This window comes from Corynebacterium pseudokroppenstedtii (assembly GCF_019754945.1).
In the GTDB taxonomy this organism is placed as follows: Bacteria; Actinomycetota; Actinomycetes; order Mycobacteriales; family Mycobacteriaceae; genus Corynebacterium; species Corynebacterium pseudokroppenstedtii.
Genome location: NZ_JAEUWU010000003.1, coordinates 196,085 through 214,317, shown reverse-complemented (window position 1 = coordinate 214,317; position 18,233 = coordinate 196,085). Strand labels below are relative to the sequence as shown.

Sequence of the window (18,233 nt, the reverse complement as noted above, 5' to 3'; positions counted from 1 at the left end):
CCACCTCCCCCCCATCCCTTTCATCTTTCCTATGCTGTGTGGTGGTACAGCCTTGGTTCGCTCTCGGTTCGTTGTCACGCCAACTTCTTGTTAGGACACTGTCATGCGCATTCTTTTTCTCGGATTCGGTGGGTCCATTGCGCTCACAATGCACTCCGCATGGGACGAATTCCGCGAAAAGTATGCCGCAGACACTGCGACTCCCGACGACGAGACCGCTGCGGGCACGAGTGCCGACGCCGGGACTGATGCTGGTACGAGTGCCGACGCGACCACACCGGTTGATTTACGTCACCGGCCTTTCGATGCCGGGATGCTAGCAACGGCCGACGATCTTGATGCAGAACTGGCTGCTGCTGATGCCGTGTTTGTGCAAGGTCCGATGACACCGGAGGATATCGACGCTCTGGGTACGGCCCTTGACAGGGCCATTGAAGAAGCGCACGAGTCTGGGCGTGCGTTCGTCGTTTCCGCATCGGTTCCCTGTGCCGACCCCATTGTTGACCGCTCAACCTCACCACGGCCAGGAATCACAGCGCGTCTGCGGGAAGCGCTCCGGCAACTCACGCCCGGTGGAATGTGCCACGCCATCCGCCTGGTCCAAACAGTCTTAGCCGGGGCACCCGATCCTGGTTCTCTCGCGCGGTCGCGCCCACACGGCATCATTTCTCTTGACGACGATAACCTCTTGCGGGCCTGCGGATATTCCGTGGCTCCGGCCGATGAGGAAACTTCGGCCGACGGGGATGACCGCCCCCACATCGTTCACGCTCCTAAAGGCGTACGCATTGGAATTGCCGCCAGCCCGTTCCAAGTTGCCAGCCACGACACGCTCGCGGTCTCGTATATCGCGAAACTCGTTGAGTCCAGTGGTGCTACAGCCATCGTGTGGGCAGGCGATCCCACCGACGTACCAGATAGCGTCGAGCCTCCGCCAGACGTGGACGCATGGATGAACCTCACTGGTTTCACGCTTGCGGGAACGCACGCGAACCCCCGCGTCGATAATGGCGTCGAATTCCTGACAGACTCCGGTGTTCCCATGATCACCCCGGTCCCCCTCTTGCGGATGGCATTGGATCGGTGGCAAACGTCGGATCTGCCTGGTCTGACAGCGGGCCAGGTATCAATGAATATCGCTATCCCTGAATTCGAATCAGGGCTAGCTCCGTGGGTGATCGGCGGGCGCGGCATCCCGGCCGTTGAAACCGACGACCCCGATTGCCCCGTCGACCCGCGCCTCGCCGTCGAGCGGATGCTCCCCGACCCCTACATGTGCGCACTCGTAGTGAGCCGCACCATCAGAACAGTGGCACTCCGCCGCCTACCCGCGGAACAACGAAAACTCTCCATCACCATTTTTGGCCACGACGCCGACGGCACAATCGGTACCGCCGCGCACCTCGATGTATTCCGCTCGCTGTGGAATTTCCTCCACCACCTCCGTGCGGAGGGCTATACCGTCGAGATTCCCAAATCTCCGGAGGCCCTCGTCGATAGTCTCTTTGATTCCGACGCGGGTAACCGCAGTACGTGCCATGTCGCAGCAACATGGCCCGCCACGGAGTACAACGAGGCGTTAACGTCGTCGCAGGTCAGCCGGATCGACCGACTATGGACGCGAACCCCGGGAATGATCGACACGGACGGCCGCGAGCTTTTCATCCGCGGCGTTCGTCTTGGCAACGTGTTCATCGGCGTCCAACCCGACTTTGGCGACGTTGCCGACCCCCTCAACGTCCTCATGGCACCCGAGGCGTCCCCCTCACACTCTTTCGCCGCCTATTACCTCTGGCTCGAACACGAATTCAGCCACGACGTCATGCTCCATTGGGGAACCCACGGGGCTCTGGAATTCATGCCGGGGCGCTCCACCGGCCTGATCAGGGACGACTGGCCCCTGCTCCTCACCGGCAGCGTCCCGCACTCGTACCTGTACGCCATGAGCAACCCCGCTGAGGGCACGATCGCGAAACGTCGATCCTTCGCCGGTTTAGTCAGCTACCTCACTCCTCAACTTATCGACGCTGGGCTCCACGGCGCCCTGGCCGCCGCCGCCGAGGAAGCGTTCCGGCTGCTGACGTCGGCAAAGGATGGCTCGGTGGAGCTGAATGCTGACACCTGTTCTGAATTAGTCACGCTGGCCGCCGAAGCGGATCTGACTGACTGTCCACCGCCCAACAGCGGTGATGAAGCGAATGGCGATGCGGGCGAGGACGACGGCTCCCACAACCCCTGGCACGAATGGGTCAGTAACGTTTCCGCTACCGCAGAGAGGATCCGCCGTACCCCTATTCCAGAAGGTCTCCACACACTCGGCGAGCCTCTCAGCCATGACAAAACCGCGCGGATACTGAGCCTCGCCTGCACCTACCCGCTGGCGACATCCGATCCCCTTGCTGATGACTTGGACGAAGAACACATCACGGAGGCCGTCGACGCCGTCGTCAACGATGATTTCGCGCGATTTACTTCCCTCGTGGCGGGCGCATTCGATAATGATGCGGAGGCTACAAACGGCTCCGAGTCCGCGAACGGCTCTGAGGCCACAACTGCAACCCCAACGTCGTGGTTCCGCCACCTCCGTCGGCTCCACTCCCTATTAACGTCCTCACAGGAAACCGACGGGCTCCTCACTGCGCTATCCGGGGCTTATGTTCCACCCGCGCCCGGCGGAGAACCCGCATCACGTCCCGAATCCCTCCCCACCGGCCGGAACACACACGGCGCTGACCCGGCAACCATGCCCACCCCCACCGCGACCCGGCGGGGCGCCGCCACCGCCGACGCACTCATCGAACAATTGCGGCACGAAGAAGGCCACTACCCCGACTCCATCGCCATGGTGATCTGGGGAATGGACAACGTCAAAACCAATGGCGAGGGCATCGCACAAGCATTTCACCTGATCGGCGCAGAACCCCTCACCGACGAACGGGGGCGTGTGAGCCGATATCGGATCATTCCCCTCGAGGAGCTGGGACGCCCGCGCGTTGACGTCGTCTGCACGATGTCGGGCGTCGGCAGAGATCTTCTCGCCGGCCCCATGGAGCTGCTGGACGACGCCATCCACGCCATCGCGTCGCTACCCGAAGAACCAGAGGACAACCCCGTCCGCGCCCACGCCATGCAACAGGCGGAAGAGCTTGGCCTGGACCTGGATTCGGCCGCGACCCGCATTTATGCGACCGCGCCGGGCAATTATGGGACCGGCGTCAATAAGCTCGTGCAGTCCTCAGAGTGGGACGACAATTCCGATTTGGCCGAGGTGTATCTGCACCGCATGGGCCACGCGTGGGGCAAGCACGTGAAAGGCAAGGAGAACCGGGCTCTCCTCGAGTCAAGTTTGTCTCGCGTTTCCGCCACATTCCAGAATGTGGATTCGACTGAGATTTCATTGGCCGGCGTCGACCATTATTTCGAGTTCCTGGGCGGTGTGTCCAGCGTCGTCGAGACGGTATCGGGTGCGCGCCCGTCCGCGAAGGTCTCTCACGCCTGGCAGCATGAGACCAATGTCGAGTCGCTGGATGATGCGATGAGGTTGGAGTCTCGGACGCGCCTGCTCAACCCCGCCTGGTATGAAGCCCAGCTCAAACACGGTTATCAGGGCGTGGCGAACATCCGGTCTCGTTTTGAGAACACGTTCGGTATGCAGGCTACGGCCCGCGTCGTCGATAATTGGGTTTTCGACCGAACTGCTTCCACTTTTATTACCGACGACGACATGCGCGAACGGTTAGCCGACCACAATCCTGCAGCTGTTCTCTCGATGACGGAGCGTCTGCTTGAGGCCGCGGACCGTGGTCTGTGGGAGGCGGACGATGATGTGCTTGACCAGTTGGAAGATATTTCAGATAGCCTGGATGCGACCGTCGAAGGTGTTACTCCGATGTCTTCCGCCCGGCACTAACGCGAATCGTAGGTAACCGAATGAACCGCGTGTATCCCTTTACACACATCCACGGACAAGATGAGCTCAAAGAAGCACTGATCCTCTGCGCAATCGATCCCGGCATTGGAGGTGTGCTGGCTTTCGGCGATAGGGGAACAGGGAAAACGACGACGGTCCGCGCATTGGGGCAATTGCTGTCACAGCATGGTGAGGGTTCGTCCCCCACCACACCGGTTATCGACGTTCCTCTCGGCGCGACTGAAGACCGCTTGATCGGCTCCCTCGATATCGACGTCGCGCTGACCACTGGCGAGGCGCGGTTCCGCCCGGGACTATTGGCCGACGCCAACAATGGGTTCCTCTATATCGACGAAATTAACCTTCTCGACGACCACTTGGTGGACGTCCTGCTCGATGTCGCAGCGTCCGGGGTCAACATTGTGGAGCGCGACGGCATTAGCCACACGCACCCGGCGCGATTTGTGTTGGTGGGGTCGGGCAACCCCGAGGAGGGTGACTTGCGGCCACAATTGCAGGATCGGTTCGGTCTTGCCTTGCGCGTGGACACTCTTACCGACCCGACGGAGCGCATGACTATTGTTCGCGAGCGGCTTGCCTTCGACGCTGACCCTGAGGCTTTTCTTGAAGACGCTCAGGAGGAAGAGCAGGAGCTGGCCGCATCTATTGAGCAGGCGCGTGACCGCGTCCGTGATATTGAGCTCAGTGAAGATGCCGTGCTCACTGCTGTTGAGGTCTGTACTGAAACGGGATGTGTGGGGCACCGTGGCGAGCTGGTCATTACCCGTGCCGCACGTGCACGGGCTGCCCTCCACGGTAACGACACCGTGACCAGGGAGGATGTTGGTGCGGTGGCTCTCGCGGCGCTCCGGCACCGCGTGCCAACCGAGGCATTCGAAGCGCCGGGTGATGTTGATGCGCGGTTAAAGCGCACGATTCACCAGGTATGTGAATAACTATTTTCCGACCGATAATGAGCCCGACCATTAACGAGAGTGACACCATGGCATATCCTGACTCTTTGGCACACGCCATTGATGCACTGCAGGTATGGGTGCATTCTCGCCCTTCGTGGCTGTTGCTCACGGGCGATTCGGTGCGGATCAACGAATCGTTAGATGCGCTGGAGGAACTTTGGGCGGGCACGAAGCATGGATCAGTGATCCGTGTGAGTCCCAGCATGACGCCCGCTGATATCACGCGGGTGAGCACGTCGTTTAATCACGATCGATCCGACGCTACGTGGGAAGACGGGAGTGCACTCGGGGACGATGTGCCCGAACACAACGCGCCCCGGCACGATGGGCTCGTCATCATTCACAACGCTCATCTTCTTGAGGTGGATACCGCCGCAGCCGTCGCCCAGCACTTTTCGGCATGCCATGTCATCTCTGCCGTGCCCGATTCACGGCAAACCTCGACGATCGATGAGGTACCCGCCGTCATACTCGATTATGTCGGCCCGATTTTGTCGGCTCCTTACACCACAGACCCCGCCCTGATCACTGCGCTAGCGTCGCGGTTTATGCCCGCTGGCGCTTCCCGCACGACCACAGTCGACGAGGTTCGTGTTACCGACGAACGTGGCGATGCCGACGATGCCGACGTCGGCACTAAAAATTCTGATACCAGGAAGGACGACGTTCAGGCCGTCGATGGTGATGATGAGCTCAGCCAATGGGTGGCCAGAGCGCTCATGACGCATCTCGGGAGCCAGGCGACGCCGGGATTACTCCTCGACGCCATTTATATGGCACATGCTGCGCGGACCCTCGGGCACGCCACGGAACACGTACACGAAGCCATTGTCGATATGTTTATCCGGCCTCGGCTCCCGGAGGACGTTGACGACTCGGACTTTGACAATCCCCCACGGGATAACGACGAGGACGGCGACGACGAGAACCACGACGGAAACAGCGAAGAAGAGAATAACGAGCAGGATAAGAACGCCAATCCGGCCGCAGCACGACCGGACGATGTCGACACCGACTCCGATGAAGAGCCTGGCGTGGATGCTTCCTCCGAGGATTCATCGCCATCGGAGAGCGACTCCGGTAACACATCGCGCGAGGACCGCAACGATCCTCCCCACAATGACGACGCCTCCACGGGAGCGGAAGCCCGGAACACTGACCCCGTCGACAAGCCTGATGATCAGCCCTTAGCCATCCCCCACATCCCTCGCCGGGGGCGGACGTCAACCACGGTGTGGCCTGGACGTCATGGGCCTCGTGGGATTTCTCACCGCGGCCGTGTTCGTCGAGTCATGCCAGCGCGAACCCATGACACTGATCTCGCGATTCTTCCTACCCTTGCTGCAGCTGCACCGTGGCAGCGATTCCGGCATCGTCATCAGGACGGCCCGCAGAAGCAGAGTGGTCAGCGCAATCAGCGTCGTATCATCCTGACCCGCGATGACCTCCGTACGGCCCAACGCGAATCGGCCGGCGGCGAACTGGTCATCATCATCGTTGACGCATCCGGATCCATGGGCCGCGGCGCCATCCGCACGGCGAAATCCACCGCCCTGGAAGTGCTGCAATCGAGCTATCGGGACCGCAGCAAAGTCTGCATCATCGTCGCCCGAGGACATGAAGCAGCAATCGGGCTACCCGTCACCCGGAGCCTGTCACGCGCACGACGGTGCCTCACCTCACTGCCTACCGGTGGTGGCACTCCCCTTGCATCGGCGCGGCTTCGAGCAACCACTATCGCCCGACGATTCCCGCCCGAATTAGTCCGCGTGATCGAACTATCCGACGGCCGGGCCAACGTCGGCCTCCCCCACTCACACGGGAGCCCCGCCGATGATGCCCAGAAGGCGAAGCATGAACTCGATGCCGTGGTGTCGTCGGTGACGTGCATACCGGCTTCTTCCCGGGGCCAGTCTCGACGGCAACGCCGGGCCCGCAACCGAAATCGTCGAAACTAAGCCAACACAATTAACAAACCAGCACATTTCACTCAGGACGGCTATGCAATCACCAACGAATCAGCCCCATCACGAAGCTACCCACGCGCCTAAACACGAAACATTCGATATCGACAGCAAGACAAATATTGACCCTAAAGGTTTTACACGCAACGTCGATAAGTATTTCGAAACATCATTCGGGCTTTACATGGCCAGAGGAGCCGACCATCCACGGTTCGGATATATCGAAGCCTGGTTATTGCGCGATCCCGATATCCGAATTACAAAATTCCACTTTCGGCCAGAGACGAAAGCAACCGAGCCACTCACCGGCAGGCAAGAGTTTTATATCGACATCGCGCACAACGCGCGGGATAGCGAGCGCCCGATTTGGACGACCACCGACTACTACGCGGACATTGTCCTCTACAACCGCGAGTCGGGCGCGGACGCCCGCTATTCCATGGAAGTCCTCGATCTAGACGAGCTCGAGGACGCCTACACGCAGGGCTTTATCTCTGCCGCCGAATTGGCGCACGCTCTCTCCGTGACGGCCACCGTCGTCGACGGGCTGACGACCTACGGGGATATTGACTCCTGGGTAGAGCAGTTCAATATCGCCTTGACATGGGAAAACCCCGACGATATCTCATTGACACCTGCGCCTTAATCATCGCTAATAGACCCATTGCTCGGGCAATTACCCACAACAAACGGCAGCCACTGTCTGGCTCGTTGTACTAAAACTGACGGTTAAAACGGCTAGAAGTCAGGTGCATCGCGGTGTTCGGTAATCAGGGTTGCGATCCCGAACGACAGCGTCATACCAATTCCAGAAGCGACGACGGCCACGGTGGTGCGGTCATCGGGCCGCTCGAGAACAAGGTTGGTGTCCGGACTGTCCGCGTATCGACCCTGCCAGCGTTGACGCACCACGGGATGCGCGATGCCGAGATATGCAGACGCATTGTCCATAAGCAGGTCTGCGATGTTCTGCTGAATAAATGGCTCAGGCGACTGCGCATAATCGTGGGAATCGCCAATAAATATTCCGCTACCACTGGAGTTGAGACCAGGAATTGCGCCGTCCGGCAAAGCAGTAGCCATAAGGTTGGCAATACATCCCACTAATTCTGGCTTTGTGTCTAATAATTCTTCGCGCAGATCTGGCACACCGGGCATGGCAGCCACACCGTCATAGCGGGCGAGCGACGTTCCCGTCAGCATCGCGAGGTCCGCGGGAATGTGGTCGGGGCGGTCAATCAATGCCATGGTCAGGACGCAGGTTCTCAGCCCGTTGCGTTCCGCAATATCGGGGAAAATATTCCCGACATGGTGCCCCGGGCAGACAACGACTTCGTCGGCGGACAACGTTCCACGGGAGGTATCAACCTGGCCGTCCCCTACATGGTGAACGGCCGTGTTCCAGCTAAATTCGACGCCATTCGCGGCGAGCCATTCTGCGAGGCGCGGCGCAGCTTCCCGGGGGTTGACCCTCATATCGAGCGGTAAAAGTGCACCGCCAATGATGTCGCCAGTGCCGCTGCTTCTGGAGCCCGTGAGGCCCAACCGTTCAAGCGTGTCATCAGCGCTCAAGAGCGTGACCTGCTCAGACCCGCGGTGATCGTGGAACTGCCGGAGCACGGTCATCTCGGTCTCACTCACGGCGGGCACGACGGTGCCTGGTTGCGCTGCCCACAAGCCAGTTTCAGCGGCGGCTGCTTTCCACCCATTACGGGAGTCTGCCGCGACGTCCTGAATAGCATCGGCTTGGGCAGTGAAGCACGCGTGGCCGAAGTTTTGGATAGAGGCGCCGACCGGTCGGTTAGCGCGGTCAATAAGGTGAACTCGCCGGCCCTGGTGGTGAGCGCGCCACGCAGTAGCTAAGCCTACGATGCCTGCGCCCACGACAATAAGATCCGCTTTATTACCCACCACATTATCCCGAGACTGTGTTTCCTCGGCTGACCTAAACATATCCATAGTTTCTATGGTGGCCGCTATTACTGAGATCTGTCGAGTTTTCTTAACCACCCCGCGGAAACTGTTAGGGTTCAGGCATGACCCTCCTTGTATGCGATATTGCTGGCACCACGATCGGCGAAGGCGGAGTCGTGTACCGCCGATTGCGCGAAAGCGTGGAGAGACAAGGCATCACTGTCACGCCTGATCAGGTTAACCAGGTCAAGGGAACGGAAAAGCGCAGCGCGATTATCACGCTGCTGAGCTCTGGCGGTTTTACCCCGTCGGAAGAGACCATCAACACTGCATACAACGATTTCCTCGAAGGGCTGCAGACCGAATACACCAACAACCCTCCGACGCCTATCCCGGGGGTTGAAAAGCTTTTACTGGAGTTCCAGCGCAAAGGCGGAAAAGTTGCGCTGACCACCGGATTTCAGCGGTCGATTGCCGAGATCGTCCTCTCTGCAGCTGGGTGGGGCGCTCGTGCCCTGTCTATGGCTCCGGATGAAACGACCGTTTCGTCCCGACTTATCGACGAGGCGGACAACGCTCCATTTTCCGTCGACGCACTGGTAACCAGCGACACCGTACGGGCAGGGCGCCCCGCGCCGTATCTCATTCATCACGCCATGGAACTCACCGGCGTGACGAACGTCGCTGAGGTCATTTCTGCGGGAGATACCACAGCCGATCTGGATGCCGCCGCCAATGCAGGCGTGCGCGGAGTCGGCGTTCTCACCGGGTCATTATCACGTGACGTTTTGGAGGCCCGGCCCCACACGATCGTGCTGGACTCGCTGGCTGACCTGGACTCATCGGAATCGCTGTCAGCTCTCAATGCTGCGGGCGAAGCCGTAACCGAATTGGATGGCTAAACCGAAACGCTAAACGCGGAAATCTCACTTCACTCCGCCCGCACAGCCCGGGCATCCAACCAGCCCAAACGCCTCTAAAACAGCCCGGTAATGGTTCCGTCGTCGGTGACGTCGATCTCCATCGCAGCCGGGTGCTTCGGCAGCCCCGGCATGGTGAAAACTGTTCCGGTGAGGGCCACGACGAATCCGGGGCCAAGCTTGGGGATCAGCCGTTGAACATGCAGCGTGTGATTCTTCGGTGCCCCGAGCGCTGACGGATCGTCAGAAAACGAATACGGAGTCTTGGAGATACACACCGGCAAGGTATCCCACCCGTGGCGCTTCAGCTGAGCCAGGTCTTTACCGGCTTGCTGGGAGTATTCGACCTGCTCAGCGCCATAAATGTCGTGCGCAATGGTTGCGATGCTTGCCTTAACGCCGTCTTGCGGATCATAAATGCGCGTCCGCCCTGCACCTGATTGGCCCGTGTCGGTGCGCACTGGCTCGTCTGCCAAAGCCTCGCGAACCTCATCCACCAAGTCAGCGGCCCCGGCACCGCCTTCGCCCCACACATTCGCTACGGCCGCACGAAGTCCATGGTCGTCCGCCCACTCCTTGATAGCCGACAGTTCAGCGTCGGTATCAGTAATGAACTTATTGACGGCCACAATCGGCTGCATACCTAACCGTCGCAATGAGGAACAATGGCGTTCCACGTTAGCCAGACCGGAACGCACGGCCTCCACGTTCTCCTCGTTGAGGTCGCCGCGTGCCACACCGCCGTTGTATTTCAACGACCGGGCAGTCACCACAATGACGGCCACGTCTGCGGCGAAATCGCCGGCCACCGACGCAATATCCGTGAATTTTTCTGCACCCAAATCTGCGCCGAAACCGGCCTCCGTCACCACAACATCAGCCAATTCACGTGCTGCGTTAGTGGCGATAACACTGTTGCACCCATGCGCAATATTCGCGAACGGCCCCCCGTGGATCAGCGCCGGTGCCCCACCCAGCGTTTGGACAAGGTTCGGCGACATCGCATCTCGCAAGAGCGCGACAAGCGACCCCTCCACACCCAAATCATGTACGAAGACCGGATCATTATCGTGCGTATAGCCGATGAGCATACGGCCTAATCGTTCCCTCAAGTCCGCCAGATCCCGCGCTAAGCACAGAACCGCCATCACCTCGCTGGCCGCCGTGATATCAAAACCGGCTTCGCGTGGCACACCGCCACCTTTGCCACCCAAACCAGTGATGATGTTCCGCAGGACGCGATCGTTCACGTCCAGGCACCGTCGCCACACGATCTTTCGTGGGTCAAGGTTTAGAGAGTTACCTTGTTGAACGTGATTATCGATCAGAGCGGCCAGCGCGTTATTCGTCGACGTGATCGCATGAAGATCACCCGTGAAGTGCAGATTAATGTCCTCCATGGGGACAACCTGCGAGTATCCCCCACCCGCAGCGCCACCTTTCATACCCAGCACTGGACCCAACGACGGCTCACGAAGAGCAGCCATCGCTTTCACACCGGCCGCGGCCAACCCGTCGACCAGACCAATGAGGACAGTCGATTTCCCCTCCCCTGCCGGCGTCGGAGACATGCCCGTCACCAGGACGACCTTCCCCTTTTTTGCACTCTGTGCTAACTTTCCGACGGTCACCTTAGCCTTCGTCGTTCCATAGGGCACCGTAGCTTCTACGGGAATGCCAGCACGCTGAGCGACGTCGGCAATAGGTTCTAATTGGTGAGCTTGAGCGATGGAAACGTCGGAAGGCTGGCTGCTGGGGTGAGCAGACGTCCCTGTGTGACCAGACGAGGACGGATTCGAGGGTTTTTGTTCAGTTGCAGACACGGTTCCCAGGATACCTAGGGCCATGCCTACCCGAGGGCAGATGAAGAAATAGAGAGGTAACGGACACCATGGCGTGGATCATCCTGATTGTCTCTGGCCTATTCGAGACCACCTGGGCCGTAGCGCTTCACGAGTCGCAGGGATTCTCCCGGCTTGTGCCCTCTATCATTTTCGTCGTCGCCGCCGCGCTGAGCATGGTGGGACTATCACTGGCGATGCGCGATGTCCCCGTCGGCACGGCCTATGCAGTATGGGTATCCATTGGGGCCGTCGGCACCGTCGTATGGGGAATGGCCACGGGACAAGAGGCCGTCTCTCTGCTCAAGATCATGTTCCTGTGCATGATCATCGGCGGTGTGGCAGGACTCAAAGCGACAAGTTAGCTGCTATTTCTCTCCACGCAGATCATTGATAGATTCTGCGAGCGTAGCGGTCGGGTGGCGCTTTTGGTGCTGGGCAATCTCTTCGCTACTCGGCATGGGATTATCGCTCTTTTTTACATTTTGACTGAGCAGTTCCGGAACCGCGACAACGAGCCCAGCCACCAGTCCAAGGTTGGTAGCCATGGCATAGTTAGCCTTCAATGCAAACCAGATCGCTCCTACAACGCATACTGCGCCGACGAGCCATAAAAATGGTCTGATCTTACGAAGAACGGATTGAAGTTTCTTCATCGTTTCCCAGTTTAAGCACCTATTTCAGTATCTGTCGCCCCATGACCATGCGGCAGATTTGGTTCGTTCCTTCGTAGATCTGCGTGATTTTGGCATCGCGCATCATGCGTTCAACCGGGAAATCGCGGGTGTATCCGTAACCACCGAATAACTGCACGGCATCGGTCGTCACCTGCATAGCGACGTCCGACGCGAAGGCTTTCGAACCCGCCGCAAGCATACCTAAGCGCTCCCCGCCCTCGGCGTGACCGCGCTCAGCATTCGACGCCGCCGTGTACACCATGAGGCGCGCAGCGTCGATCTTCATTTTCATGTCAGCAAGCATGAATTGCGTGTTTTGGAAATCGGCAATCCGACGACCGAACTGCTCACGCTCTTTCACGTACTTCACCGTTTGGTCAAACGCCCCCTGCGCGATGCCGAGAGCCTGCGCACCAATCGTCGGACGCGTGTGATCCAGGGTCTCCAGGGCCGTCTTGAAGCCTGTCCCCTCGTCGCCAATGATGCGGTCAGCGGGAATACGACAATCTTCGAAGTACAGCTCTGTCGTCGAAGACCCCTTGATCCCCAGCTTCTTTTCTTTGGGGCCAACGACGAATCCTTCATCATCGGCGTGGACCATGAATGCGGAGATGCCGTTAGCACCTTTGTCCGGGTCGGTGACCGCCATCACGGTGTACCAGGTGGACTTGCCTCCGTTAGTGATCCAACATTTCGACCCATTGAGTACCCACGAGTCGCCATCTTTGCGGGCACGTGTCTTCATCGATCCCGCGTCGGAGCCTGCTCCTCGTTCCGACAGCGCGTACGAAGCCATCTTCCCGCCGGCGATATCCGGGAGGACCTGCTGTTTCAGCTCCTCCGAGCCCTTCAAAATGAGCCCCATCGTCCCCAACTTGTTCACGGCCGGGATCAACGAGGACGAACCACACACGCGCGCGACTTCCTCAATGACGATGCACGCCATGACCGAATCCCCGCCGGCTCCGCCGTACTCCTCTGGAATGTGCACAGCATTGAAACCCGTCTCTACCAGCGCGTCCAGGGCTTCCTGAGGAAAACGCTCGTTCTCGTCGACATCGGCGGCGTGCGGGGCGATGCTTTTCTCCGCAATCTCCCGGATGGCGTCACGCATCCCTTGGTAATCCTCCGGTAGCTGGTAAAGATCAAAATCAGAGTTCAGAGCCATGACGGTTCCTCTCACACATAGAAATCGGTAAGACGCACGCCCGCAATCAGACATAGATACGCCACTTTTTTAACAACGAATGACTGTGATTTTAAAGGTTGCCGACGATCTATGAGACATAGTTCACGTAATTGGGTGCTAATTCGGTTTCCTCCACCCAGCCCCACCATTGCCGACAGCTACACTCGGACATATGAACCACTCACCGATGGCCCAGCGACACGCACGCTCTCATGGATCGGCCCGGCGCGGCGTATCAGCCCGGCGCGGCGTCACCTTCGCTGCGCTCACGGTGAGCGCATGCGTCCTCGCAGCATGTGGGAGCGGGACATCCTCCACGAACACGGGCTCAGAGTCGACGGTTCCTTCCGCGAGCTCACAGACACAGGGCACTCCATCAGACTCGTCCGCCACACCGTCGCCGTCGTTGTCTGGTTCATCGGCAGCAGTAGAGCCGTCGACGAAGAATGGTTCAGAACCTAACGACGCAGCGGCGCACAACGTGGCGGGTGCGGCGTCGACAGGACGTGGCGATCGGTGCCACACCGCGGATATCTCAGCTTCCCTGAAGACTGAGAGCGGAGCAGCCGGGTCCAGCTATCTCACGATCACGCTGACTAACCAGTCCGATCATTCCTGCACGTTTTATGGGTATCCCGGCGTGAGTGCCGTCGGCGGGAATGACGGGCACCAGATCGGTAAGCCGGCTGACAAGGACCGTAATGCCGCAGCGTCTCTGGTCAGCGTAGCCCCTGGTGAGGCTGCCACCGTGACGGTTAAGAAAGCGCAGGCGGGGAATTACTCGCCGGAGTCGTGTAAGCCCCAACAGGCTCGTGGCCTGCGGATATATCCGCCTGACGAGAAGGCTGCGCTCTTTGTTGATTACCCCACCGACGCATGCTCTGGCGATACCGTTGACATGCATGTTGGGCCGATCACTAAGAAATAGGGATTTGCCGGAGCTGCCGGGGAGCTAGGCCAGTAAACGCGGCCAATGTGAACAGTGAAGTCTTATCCAGCAGTGAGGTCGTTCCATATAGCGACGGTTGGCTTTCCGCGGGAGGCTTCATATTCGTTTTCCTGTTCAGCCCACATCGCCCAAAACTCTTTAAATCCTGGGTCGCGATGGAGTGCCCGCTGCTGTCGACGGTGTGCATCCGCACGCACCTCAATAGCCACGATGTCTGCATCTTCATGGGTTTTCGGCGGGTAACCACTTCGACGTGACCGCTGATCACGCAAATGCTGCTGATCACGGCCCTGATCTAATAGCCGCCGACGAGCAGCCTCCAGCGACGCGGGTGTGACCGCGCCGACGCCCTCAACGATGAGCGGCTCGGCGGGATCCACTGATACCCACTCTCCGGGAGCATCGGCAGTCCAATCCCACCGAAGATAACCAGCGTCGGCGGACGCCAACACGGAATCCGCCACGATCCGGGAGGCCTCCATCAGGCCAGACCATCCGGGATAAAACTCGTCACAATGGATCACCCGGGTCCTGGTCGCCTCCGCCATGTATTTCGCGAGCGTTGTTTTGCCCGAGCCCGATAATCCATCGATGAGCACTGTGCTCCCCGGCTCCGTCGAAAAACAATCGGGAATCGTTCCTTGGTCAACTAACCGACGCAGTTCGACAAGGCCTTCGTCGGTACTGGCCACTCTGATTCCAACAGCGGAGGCTAACCGAGATGACGCTGCCCCCGATTCACGGAACAACGTAGTGATGTCGTTTATCATCGCCGCCTCCGCATCATGCTCCCAAGAAGCGCAAATACCCGGTCATCCATGCCGTCACCAGAGCCATCAGCGCGACGAGGAGAGCGCCGATCATTAACACCCAGTCCGGCCACCGCAGGCGTGATTCTCGCGCCCAGGTGCGGGGCCGGCCCGAGCCGAACCCGCGGGCTTCCATGGCCGTCGCCAATTTCCCGCCACGCCGCAGCGCGAGCACTAACAACGCGAAGAAAATAGTGAGCGTTCGACGGATCCGGCCGGAATCCGCCAGGCCACGGGCGCGACGAGCACGGTGCATCGCCGAATAGTCACGCTCGAACAAACTCACCAAGCGCACTCCGGCCACGGAGCCGATGACGAATCGCTCCGGCAGATGCCAGATTTGCGCTAGGCCGTCGCCAAGGTCGGTGGGATCGGTATCAGCGGACAAGATGACGGCGGGCAGAGCGATGGCCAAAACCCTGACCATGATCGCTAGGGCCAAAGACACCGAATTGTCGGTGATGTGGGCGAACGCGAAGGACACGTATTCTTTGCCCTCGGGCCGGCCATAGAGCAGCATCGACACTCCCGTGAGCGGCGCGAGCATAAAAACCGGCCATCCACGGCGAATAATCCGGCCCCACCCCATCCCCAGGAACGGGGCGACCAGCAGTTCGCATATCAGCGCCACACCGGCTGACACGATATCGACCGAAATGAGAAGTGGCGTCGCAATAAGAGCCATCGCGGCAATCCGAGCCGTCGGGTTGAAGTTCACACTTCGGGGTGTCGCGCGGGTCATCGCTGGACCTCCATTCCTCCCGAGGCCAACCGGACGTGGCGCACACCGAGCAGATCCACTACCAGCGGATCATGAGTAATGGCGAGCACCCCCACCCCGTCATCGCTCATCTCACGCAGCAGCTCAATAAGCTGGATAAACGTGGTCCTATCCTGGCCAAACGTCGGTTCATCCGCAATCACCACATCGGGATGGGTGGACAGCACCGTCGCCACAGAAAGCCGACGTTTCTGACCGCCCGACAGGGTAAACGGATTCGCCTTGGCTAGGTTCTCCAGGTGCAGTCGTCGGAGCAGCTCATCGGCACGGCGCTCACCGACATCGGGATCAATCCCACACACCCGGGGGCCGACGAGCAATTCGTCGCGGACGGTGCGGGCCACAAATTGGTGCTCGGGGTCTTGGAACACGGTCCCGATGCGCTGAGCTAGAGCCCTCGATGACCACTCCATCGGGTTGCTGCTGGCGTCACGCTTCCTATGGATTGCTACCGACGTTACCTTGCCCGACCTTTCCCGGGCGACAAGTGCTGATGCATCGATGTCGCCCTCCACCGGCGCCAACAGCCCCGCGAGCGTCAAGGCAACGGTTGATTTACCGGCACCGTTCGGGCCGGTGATGACTGTCGGCTCGGGAGTCACATCCAGCGAGATTCCCGTGTTGACCGCGCGACCATCCCAGCCCACGGCCAGGTCATGCGTCCGAAGCAGGGTGTTCGTCGATGACGGCCCACGGCTCTCGCCTGCATCGCCCGACGCAGCGCGGTGCTGGTCAACCCCAGCGCGGCCCTGACGCTCCCGTCGCCACGAAGTATCAAGTGGCAGAGGAACGTCGGGAATCCACACTCCATCATGTGCGAGTTGCTCCCCCATCGTGCGAATAACTTCGTCGGTGGGACCGTCGGCACGAATCGTGGAATCGCCCACCACCATGATGCGGTCAACGACATCGCGCCAGACGTCGACGCGGTGCTCCACGATGACGACTGTTGCACCGGTGCTCTCGGCGGCGGCGATCACGGCTTTGCGGACATCGGCCACGCCCTCGGGGTCGATATTCGCGGTGGGCTCATCGAGGAGGATCAAACCGGCCCCCATGGCCAGAACGCCAGCAAGAGCCAAGCGCTGCTTCTGCCCGCCGGATAGCTGCTCAGTGGGGTGGTCGAGGGGAACAGTGAGCCCGACGAGGTCACGGGCCCACTCAACACGCTCCCAGATCTCTGCGCGGGGAAAACCCAAATTCTCACAACCAAAGGCAATATCGTCACCGACCCGGGAGGAAATGACCTGCGAATCGGGATCCTGCAGCACCAAACCGACCTGCCCGCGAACACTGCGTGCATCCATTCCGTTAATGAGCAATCGGCCGGCGTAATCGCCATCATCCGAGTCACCAAGGACCCCGGCCATCCCCGCCATCAGCGTCGATTTCCCCGAACCTGATGTGCCGAGGAGCAGAACTTTCTCGCCGGGGTCGATGTGAAAATTCACATCGGCCAGCGCCGGTTGCCGACGTCCCGCGTGCCGCCAACCGAAACCCTCGGCCACAACCCGCGCGGGCGTCCGAACGTCGTCGTGTACGTGCGCCACTAGACCAGCTCAGTGCTTTCCCGCCCAGCAGCGAACCGGTCCAACGCACCCGCACGCGCGAGCGCCCGAACCAGGAAGAAGCCCAGAGCGCCGGCGAGAATGGCCCCCGACACGGACAGGGAGACAAGGTAGATCAGGTTGTATTGGATGGACCGAGCATAGTTTCCCGACGCCCATTCGTAGCACCACTCGATGACCGACGCGCCCACCCCGGACAACATAGCGACGGTCAAGGTGTAGCGGGCGTACATGAACGCCATGAAGACGAGTTCGGCACCTATCCCCTGGGCCAAGCCGGAATACACCGTGGTGATCCCCCACTGGTTGCCCAGTACCGCAGAGATAATGGCGGCGATGACTTCCACCATGATCGCGGCACCGGGTTTGCGAATGATCAAGCCGCCCAACACACCACCGAGCAGCCAGATCCCGGTCACGAGTCCACCAAATCCGGGCAATAGTGAATCGATAGCGCTATACCATGCGCCGCCGAGGCCGTTCCAGACCCAGAAAATCAATCCTGTTGCTACGCCCAAAACGGCCGCCGTAATAATATCTACGACGCGCCACCGCCGGGCAGGACGGGCAGCACTGGTATTTTTATTTTTCCTCACAGCTTTACTCCCTATCGCCGGTATAACCCGGATCAGGTTCATACGGTCAACATCCTTCCCCCACACGTGGTATCCACACGGTGAAGGAAAGGGGTTTTCTCAGCCCTCTATAGTGGGCTCCCGCGAAGTACTGATCTG

The 18,233-nt window shown here is 59.8% G+C and carries 15 protein-coding genes; 7 read left to right on the top strand and 8 right to left on the bottom strand.

The window, feature by feature from the left end; genetic code table 11:
* Positions 1-103 precede the first annotated feature (103 nt).
* From bchH to JMN36_RS06150, 4 genes are read left to right on the top strand one after another with little or no spacing between them, the layout of a single operon-like run.
* Positions 104-3,910, top strand: a complete 3,807-nt coding sequence (gene bchH, locus JMN36_RS06165; protein ID WP_204088257.1) for a magnesium chelatase subunit H — start codon at positions 104-106, stop codon at positions 3,908-3,910.
* 20 nt (positions 3,911-3,930) lie between these two features.
* Positions 3,931-4,866 carry a magnesium chelatase ATPase subunit I gene (locus JMN36_RS06160; RefSeq protein WP_204088256.1) on the top strand — a complete coding sequence of 312 codons (936 nt, stop codon included), beginning with the start codon at positions 3,931-3,933 and terminating at the stop codon, positions 4,864-4,866.
* A gap of 47 nt (positions 4,867-4,913) precedes the next feature.
* A complete protein-coding gene (locus tag JMN36_RS06155) occupies positions 4,914-6,845 on the top strand; it encodes a VWA domain-containing protein (RefSeq protein ID WP_204088255.1) in 1,932 nt (643 codons plus the stop codon).
* A gap of 43 nt (positions 6,846-6,888) precedes the next feature.
* The gene (locus JMN36_RS06150; RefSeq protein WP_221924024.1) at positions 6,889-7,497 is read left to right on the top strand and encodes a DUF402 domain-containing protein; all 609 of its coding nucleotides are present in this window, start codon (positions 6,889-6,891) and stop codon (positions 7,495-7,497) included.
* A 92-nt stretch (positions 7,498-7,589) separates the two neighbouring features.
* Here the strand turns inward: JMN36_RS06150 and JMN36_RS06145 are convergent, their stop codons facing one another.
* Positions 7,590-8,804, bottom strand: a complete 1,215-nt coding sequence (locus tag JMN36_RS06145; RefSeq protein ID WP_221924102.1) for a TIGR03364 family FAD-dependent oxidoreductase — start codon at positions 8,802-8,804, stop codon at positions 7,590-7,592.
* Positions 8,805-8,887: 83 nt separating this feature from the next.
* Between JMN36_RS06145 and JMN36_RS06140 the strand changes: the two genes are divergently transcribed.
* Positions 8,888-9,667: an HAD hydrolase-like protein gene (locus tag JMN36_RS06140; RefSeq protein WP_204088253.1), complete on the top strand. Its 780-nt coding sequence runs from the start codon at positions 8,888-8,890 to the stop codon at positions 9,665-9,667.
* A gap of 74 nt (positions 9,668-9,741) precedes the next feature.
* On the opposite strand, the gene JMN36_RS06135 is transcribed toward JMN36_RS06140, so the two are convergent.
* Positions 9,742-11,532 carry a formate--tetrahydrofolate ligase gene (locus JMN36_RS06135; RefSeq protein ID WP_236881628.1) on the bottom strand — a complete coding sequence of 597 codons (1,791 nt, stop codon included), beginning with the start codon at positions 11,530-11,532 and terminating at the stop codon, positions 9,742-9,744.
* A 44-nt stretch (positions 11,533-11,576) separates the two neighbouring features.
* Here JMN36_RS06135 and JMN36_RS06130 point away from each other — a divergent pair, with 44 nt between their 5' ends.
* Positions 11,577-11,891 (top strand): DMT family transporter, encoded by a 315-nt coding sequence (locus JMN36_RS06130; protein ID WP_204088252.1) that lies wholly within the window; start codon positions 11,577-11,579, stop codon positions 11,889-11,891.
* 3 nt (positions 11,892-11,894) lie between these two features.
* Here JMN36_RS06130 and JMN36_RS06125 read toward each other — a convergent pair whose 3' ends face one another.
* Both JMN36_RS06125 and JMN36_RS06120 read right to left on the bottom strand, forming a co-directional pair.
* A complete protein-coding gene (locus JMN36_RS06125; RefSeq protein ID WP_204088251.1) occupies positions 11,895-12,182 on the bottom strand; it encodes a hypothetical protein in 288 nt (95 codons plus the stop codon).
* 19 nt (positions 12,183-12,201) lie between these two features.
* The gene (locus JMN36_RS06120) at positions 12,202-13,371 is read right to left on the bottom strand and encodes an acyl-CoA dehydrogenase (protein ID WP_221924023.1); all 1,170 of its coding nucleotides are present in this window, start codon (positions 13,369-13,371) and stop codon (positions 12,202-12,204) included.
* A gap of 193 nt (positions 13,372-13,564) precedes the next feature.
* On the opposite strand from JMN36_RS06120, the gene JMN36_RS06115 reads away from it, so the two are divergent.
* Entirely contained in the window at positions 13,565-14,320 is a 756-nt protein-coding gene (locus tag JMN36_RS06115; protein ID WP_204088249.1) for a DUF4232 domain-containing protein, read from the top strand.
* 62 nt (positions 14,321-14,382) lie between these two features.
* Here the strand turns inward: JMN36_RS06115 and JMN36_RS06110 are convergent, their stop codons facing one another.
* From JMN36_RS06110 to JMN36_RS06095, 4 genes are read right to left on the bottom strand one after another with little or no spacing between them, the layout of a single operon-like run.
* Positions 14,383-15,111, bottom strand: coding sequence for a nucleoside/nucleotide kinase family protein (locus JMN36_RS06110; protein ID WP_236881626.1), 729 nt, complete (start codon positions 15,109-15,111; stop codon positions 14,383-14,385).
* Between the two features lie 13 nt (positions 15,112-15,124).
* A complete protein-coding gene (locus JMN36_RS06105) occupies positions 15,125-15,892 on the bottom strand; it encodes an energy-coupling factor transporter transmembrane component T family protein (protein WP_204088248.1) in 768 nt (255 codons plus the stop codon).
* Positions 15,889-17,481, bottom strand: coding sequence for an ABC transporter ATP-binding protein (locus JMN36_RS06100; RefSeq protein WP_204088247.1), 1,593 nt, complete (start codon positions 17,479-17,481; stop codon positions 15,889-15,891). Before JMN36_RS06100 ends, JMN36_RS06105 begins: the two co-directional genes overlap by 4 nt.
* Entirely contained in the window at positions 17,481-18,095 is a 615-nt protein-coding gene (locus JMN36_RS06095; protein WP_204088246.1) for an ECF transporter S component, read from the bottom strand. The genes JMN36_RS06100 and JMN36_RS06095 overlap by 1 nt, the downstream gene beginning before the upstream one ends.
* Positions 18,096-18,233: the final 138 nt, after the last annotated feature.

Excerpts from the sequence above, each read along its gene's own strand:
- JMN36_RS06140 (WP_204088253.1), top strand. The coding sequence starts at position 8,888 with ATGACCCTCCTTGTATGCGATATTGCTGGCACCACGATCGGCGAAGGC.
- JMN36_RS06105 (WP_204088248.1), bottom strand. The coding sequence starts at position 15,892 with ATGACCCGCGCGACACCCCGAAGTGTGAACTTCAACCCGACGGCTCGG.
- JMN36_RS06160 (WP_204088256.1), top strand. The coding sequence starts at position 3,931 with ATGAACCGCGTGTATCCCTTTACACACATCCACGGACAAGATGAGCTC.
- JMN36_RS06125 (WP_204088251.1), bottom strand. The coding sequence starts at position 12,182 with ATGAAGAAACTTCAATCCGTTCTTCGTAAGATCAGACCATTTTTATGG.
- JMN36_RS06120 (WP_221924023.1), bottom strand. The coding sequence starts at position 13,371 with ATGGCTCTGAACTCTGATTTTGATCTTTACCAGCTACCGGAGGATTAC.
- JMN36_RS06150 (WP_221924024.1), top strand. The coding sequence starts at position 6,889 with ATGCAATCACCAACGAATCAGCCCCATCACGAAGCTACCCACGCGCCT.
- bchH (WP_204088257.1), top strand. The coding sequence starts at position 104 with ATGCGCATTCTTTTTCTCGGATTCGGTGGGTCCATTGCGCTCACAATG.
- JMN36_RS06110 (WP_236881626.1), bottom strand. The coding sequence starts at position 15,111 with ATGATAAACGACATCACTACGTTGTTCCGTGAATCGGGGGCAGCGTCA.
- JMN36_RS06130 (WP_204088252.1), top strand. The coding sequence starts at position 11,577 with ATGGCGTGGATCATCCTGATTGTCTCTGGCCTATTCGAGACCACCTGG.
- JMN36_RS06115 (WP_204088249.1), top strand. The coding sequence starts at position 13,565 with ATGAACCACTCACCGATGGCCCAGCGACACGCACGCTCTCATGGATCG.
- JMN36_RS06135 (WP_236881628.1), bottom strand. The coding sequence starts at position 11,532 with ATGGCCCTAGGTATCCTGGGAACCGTGTCTGCAACTGAACAAAAACCC.
- JMN36_RS06155 (WP_204088255.1), top strand. The coding sequence starts at position 4,914 with ATGGCATATCCTGACTCTTTGGCACACGCCATTGATGCACTGCAGGTA.
- JMN36_RS06145 (WP_221924102.1), bottom strand. The coding sequence starts at position 8,804 with ATGTTTAGGTCAGCCGAGGAAACACAGTCTCGGGATAATGTGGTGGGT.